This is a genomic window from Streptomyces sp. NPDC054840 (genome assembly GCF_053611065.1).
Genome location: NZ_JBSGZP010000549.1, coordinates 1 through 5130 on the forward strand (window position 1 = coordinate 1; position 5130 = coordinate 5130).

The window sequence follows — 5130 nt, forward strand, 5'->3', positions numbered from 1 at the left end:
GGAACTCCACGCGGGCCGCCCCTGACCGGCGGGCCCCGCCGCCGCGCCGGGCCGCGGCGACCGGGTTACCGTCGGCGGCATGGACGGTGATCGCCGGCGGTGGCGCCAGTGCTTGCTCGGCGGGGCGGTGTTCGCCGTGTGCATGGCGGGCACCACGCTGCCCACCCCCCTGTACGGGCTCTACCAGGAGAAGTTCGGGTTCTCCGAGCTGATGGTGACCGTCGTGTACGCCGTGTACGCCTTCGGGGTGATCGGCGTACTGCTGCTGGCGGGCAACGCCTCGGACACCGTCGGCCGGCGTCCCGTGCTGCTGGCCGGCCTGGCCTTCTCGGCGGCCAGCGCCGTCTGCTTCCTGTGCGCCACCGGCACGGGCTGGCTGTACGCGGGCCGGCTGATGTCGGGACTGTCCGCCGGCCTGTTCACCGGGGCCGCCACGGCCTACGTGATCGAACTGGCCCCGAGCGGCGGCGCCTCGCGGGCCACGTTCGTGGCGACGGCCGCCAATATGGGCGGGCTGGGCTGCGGCCCGCTGCTCGCCGGAGTGCTCGCAGAGTACGCCCCCTGGCCGCTGTACCTGCCGTTCGTCGTGCACCTCGCACTGGTGGCCGTCTCGGCCGTCGTCCTGGCGCGGCTCCCCGAGACCGTGCGGGACCGGCAGCCGCTGAGCGCCGTACGAGCGCAGCGGCCCGGCCTGCCCCCGCAGGTGCGGTCGGTGTTCGCGCCCGCGGCGATCGCCTCCTTCGCCGGCTTCGCGCTGTTCGGGGTGTTCACCTCGGTCAGCCCCGCCTTCCTCTCCGAGTCCCTGGACGTGCGCAACCACGCGGTGAGCGGACTGATCGTCGCGCTGGCCTTCTTCGCCTCGACCGCCGGGCAACTGGCGGTCGGCCGGGTCGGGGTGGGCCGGTCGCTGCCGCTGGGCTGTGCGGGGCTGCTCGCCGGGCTGGCGCTGCTCGCGGGCGCGCTGTGGTGGGACCTGCTCGCGCTGGTGGTCGCGAGCGCCGTCGTCGGCGGGGTCGGGCAGGGGCTGGCGTTCCGGGGGGCGCTGGCCGGGGTGGCCGCGGCCTCGCCACCGGACCGCAGGGCGGCAGTGATCTCGATGTTGTTCGTGGTCGCCTACACCGGCATCTCGCTGCCGGTGATCGGGGTGGGGCTGCTGGTGGGCCCGATCGGTCTGGAGGGTGCCGGGCTCGTGTTCATCGCCTGCATGGCCGTACTGGTCGTGGCCGCGGCCGGCTACCTGCTGCTGCGGCGGCCCGCGCGGGCCCGCGCGTGAGGCGCCTCTACCAGGCGACGGTCTTCGGCGCCTTCTCGGCGGTCTGGACCTGCCTGGCGCTGCTGCTCACCGGCCCGGCGTACGGCCTGGGCGCCACGCGGTGGGGATGCTCGCCCTGGTGGGCGCGGTGACGATGCTGTGCACCCCGTACCCCGTACGCCGGGCGTCTGGTGGACCGGGTGGGACCGGACCGGGTGAGCCTCGGCTGCCTGCTGGGGGTCCTTCTCTCGGCCGCGGTCCTCGCCGCGGGGGCCGGCGGTGGGCCGGCGGGTCCGGCCGCGCTGGCGGCCGGGACGCTGCTGCTCGACGTCTCGATGCAGTCCGGCATGCTCGCCAACCAGGCCCGGGTGTACGCCCTGCGCCCCGATGCCCGCAGCCGGCTCAACACCGCCTACATGACCTGCGCGTACCTCGGCGGCAGCGGCGGGTCCTGGCTCGGTGTACGGATCTACGGCGGGGCCGGGTGGCCGGGCGTGTGCGTGCTCGTGGCCGTGCTGGCCGGGATCGCGCTGGCCCGCCATCTCGTGGCGCTCCGCGGACGGGGGCGGGACGCACGACAGGCGGGGGACGGCGGGCGGGACGACCGATGCCCGTCGGCATCGGTCGCCCTCCCCTCATCACCCCGCCTGTCGAAGCAGCCGGTCGGACGGCGAGCGCTCTGACGGATCAGACCGCCGGAACCGGGTAGGTCGGGTACTCGACGCCGGACACGTGCTGGACCACACGGATGACCTGGCAGGAGTAGCCGAACTCGTTGTCGTACCAGAGGTAGAGGATGGCGTTGTCGCCGTCCACCTTGGTGGCGCCCGCGTCGACGATCGAGGAGTGGCGCGAACCGACGAAGTCCATGGAGACCGCGTCGGGAGCCGTGGTGAAGTCGATCTGGCGCTTGAGCGGCGAGTGCAGCGAGACGTCGCGGAGGTAGTCGAGGACCTCGTCGCGGGTGGTCTCACGGCCCAGGCGCAGGCTCAGGATGGCGATCGAGACGTCCGGGACGGGGACGCGGATCGAGCTGCCGGTGATCGGCGCCTTCAGGTCGGGCAGCGCCTTGGCGACGGCCGAGGCGGCACCGGTCTCGGTGATGACCATGTTGAGCGGCGCGGAGCGGCCACGACGGTCGGCCTTGTGGTAGTTGTCCAGCAGGTTCTGGTCGTTCGTGAACGAGTGGACGGTCTCCACGTGACCGCGCAGGACACCGTACTCGTCGTCCATGGCCTTGAGCGGCGGGACGATCGCGTTGGTGGTGCAGGAGGCGCAGGACAGGATCTGCTCGTCCGGCTTGATGGTGTCGTGGTTGACGCCGTGGACGATGTTCGGGACGTCGCCCTTGCCCGGGGCGGTCAGCACGACCTTGTCGATGCCGGGGCGCAGGTGCTTGGACAGACCCTCGCGGTCGCGCCACTTGCCCGTGTTGTCGATGAGGATGGCGTCCTTGATGCCGTGCTCGGTGTAGTCCACCTCGGACGGGTCGTTCGCGTAGATCACCTTGATGGCGTTGCCGTTGGCGATGATCGTGCTGGTCGCCTCGTCGACGGTGATCGTGCCCTGGAACTGGCCGTGGATCGAGTCGCGGCGCAGCAGCGAGGCGCGCTTGACGATGTCCTGGTCGCCGCCCTGGCGGACGACGATGGCGCGCAGGCGCAGGCCGTTGCCGGAGCCGGCCTTCTCGATCAGCAGGCGGGCGACGAGGCGGCCGATGCGGCCGAAGCCGTACAGGACGACGTCGCGGCCGTCGCCGCGCTCGAGCTTGTTCGCGCCGGTGGCACCGGCGACGGCCTCTGCGGTGAACTCGGCCACCGAAAGACCGCGGTCGTCGCTCTTGTACTCCGCGGCGAGCATGCCGATGTCGATCTGGGACGGGCCGAGATCGAGCGTGGTCAGAACCTGCAGGAACGGCAGCGTCTCGGTGACCGAGAGCTCCTCACCGGCGATCTGGCGGGCGAATCGGTGGGTCTTGAGGATGCTGACCACCGACTTGTTCACCAAGGAGCGGCTGTGGAGCAGGATCGTGACGTCCCGCTCCCGGTGCAGCTTCCCGATGATCGGGATCATCGACTCCGCGATCTCCTCGCGGTTCTTCCAGCTGGTGAACGAGTCCTCATTGACAGTCACAGGATTATCTTTCGAGCTAGGCGGTGCTCATATGCTAACCCGCCGCCATTTTGGCCACTTAAGCGGTACCCACCGTGCCGGGAACGGGCACTATGTGACATCAATTTGTACGTTTTTTCAATGGTTTGCCAGCAGAACGGGCCTCAGAACCTCCGGCGGAGCCTCATCCCCCACGGGCGGGCGTCGGGGTCGACCAGCACCCGGTGCAACGGGATGGCGAGCACCCGCCGCGCCGCCCCGAGCTCCGGCGGGGCGTACCGGCGCAGCCGGCCCGGCGGGCGCGGGCCGCTGCGGCCGCCCTCATGCCAGGCGTCGAGTGCGGCGGCGCTCTCCGCGAAGAGATCGAAAGCGGAGACAGGGTCGCACAGTGCCTCCGTCGCCGCGGCTTCGGTGTGCTCGGCCATGAGTTCCAGGCGCAGCTCCCGGGCGAAAGCCCGCGCACCGTCCCCGAGACCCCCCGGGTCGGTCGGCGGCCGCGGGTCGGTGCGCTCGTCGTGGACGACGCAGCTGAGTTCGGAATCGTGGGTCCAGGAACGGAGGTTGATGTTGTCCGAGCCGATGGAGGCCCATACGTCGTCGATCACGCACGCCTTGGCGTGGACGTAGACGGGGGTTCCGGCCCGGTTCTCCAGCCCGTACACCGCGACCCGGTCACCGCCGGCCGCGCGCAGCTCGTCCAGAGCCTTGATCCGCCCGATCAGGTTCATGGGCAGCGTGAGCGGACCGGTCTGCTCCGGGACCGTGGGAACGACTGCGATCAGCCGCAGCCGCGGATGCCTGCGCAGCGCCCGGGCGAAGCAGTCCACCACCCGGGGTGACCACAGGTACTGGTCCTCCAGGTAGATCAGCGCCCGGGCCCGCCCCAGCGCCTTGCTGTAGCCCCGCGCGATGCTGCGCTCGCCGTCGGGGGCGAAGGGGTAGCCCCACAGCAGCCGGTTCGGATAGGTCCGCAGCAGTTGGACGGTGTGCGTACCGCACGGCGCCGGGTCGGGGGTCTGCCGCGGCAGCGGGTCGGCGCTGATGTCCTCGCGGTGCATGCGCTCCCGCAGCCGGGAGAGCGGGCTCCGGCTGAGCGGGGCCGGATCCTCCCACCGTTCGCGGAAGACGGCCTCGATGTCTCCCACGACCGGGCCGCGCAGGGCGAGCTGGACGTCGTGCCACGGCGGGTGCGGCCCGTAGGCGGGGGCGAGGGGCAGCGACTGCCGGTCGCCGGCATGCGTCGCGTCGTCGTTGCGGTTGTGACAGAGGTCGATCCCGCCGACGTAGGCGACGTCCAGCTCCGGACGGCCGCGGTGGCGCAGCACCACCAGTTTCTGGTGGTGGGAGCCGCCCGGCCGCACCCTCATGTCCAACAGGCACTCGGCTCCGGCCTCCGCGAGCTCCTTGCCGAAGTGGAGGTTCTCCTCTTCGCTGAAGTGAAGGCTGTCCAAGTGGGATCGCCACAGCAGGCCCTTGACGATGACGCCCCGTTCGGCCGCCCGGCACAGGACGCCGCCGATCTCGGTGCCGGGGCCGTCGAGCCGTTCATCGGGATCGCCGCGCCAGTCGGTGAACAGGAGCAGATCGCCCGGACCCATCGCGCGGACAGCCGCCAGGAGCTCCGCGAAGTACGTGGCGCCGTGGACCAGCGGCCGTGCCTGGTTGCCCCGGGACCAGGCCTCGCCGTCCGGGCGGCGCCGGTCCAGGCGTGTCGCGGGATTGCCCCGTTCGGCAGGGGCCAGCAGCCAGTCGGCGCGCGTCACGGC

Annotated in this window: 5 protein-coding genes; 3 read left to right on the forward strand and 2 right to left on the reverse strand. The window is 71.7% G+C overall.

All coding sequences use genetic code 11. The features are described 5' to 3' along the window. Positions 1–79 precede the first annotated feature (79 nt). The 3 genes from ACWGIU_RS29275 to ACWGIU_RS29285 are packed head-to-tail and all read left to right on the forward strand — an operon-like array spanning position 80 to position 1935. Positions 80–1273 carry an MFS transporter gene (locus ACWGIU_RS29275; RefSeq protein ID WP_453710776.1) on the forward strand — a complete coding sequence of 398 codons (1194 nt, stop codon included), beginning with the start codon at positions 80–82 and terminating at the stop codon, positions 1271–1273. Then, on the forward strand, positions 1270–1404 hold the full coding sequence (locus tag ACWGIU_RS29280) for a hypothetical protein (RefSeq protein ID WP_453710778.1): 135 nt from the start codon (positions 1270–1272) through the stop codon (positions 1402–1404). The genes ACWGIU_RS29275 and ACWGIU_RS29280 overlap by 4 nt, the downstream gene beginning before the upstream one ends. A gap of 39 nt (positions 1405–1443) precedes the next feature. Next, a complete protein-coding gene (locus ACWGIU_RS29285; RefSeq protein ID WP_453710780.1) occupies positions 1444–1935 on the forward strand; it encodes a hypothetical protein in 492 nt (163 codons plus the stop codon). 4 nt (positions 1936–1939) lie between these two features. Here the strand turns inward: ACWGIU_RS29285 and ACWGIU_RS29290 are convergent, their stop codons facing one another. Next, a complete protein-coding gene (locus tag ACWGIU_RS29290) occupies positions 1940–3385 on the reverse strand; it encodes a glyceraldehyde-3-phosphate dehydrogenase (RefSeq protein WP_453710781.1) in 1446 nt (481 codons plus the stop codon). Between the two features lie 143 nt (positions 3386–3528). Then, positions 3529–5130: phospholipase D family protein (locus ACWGIU_RS29295; RefSeq protein ID WP_453710783.1), on the reverse strand; the 1602-nt coding region annotated here is incomplete at its 5' end.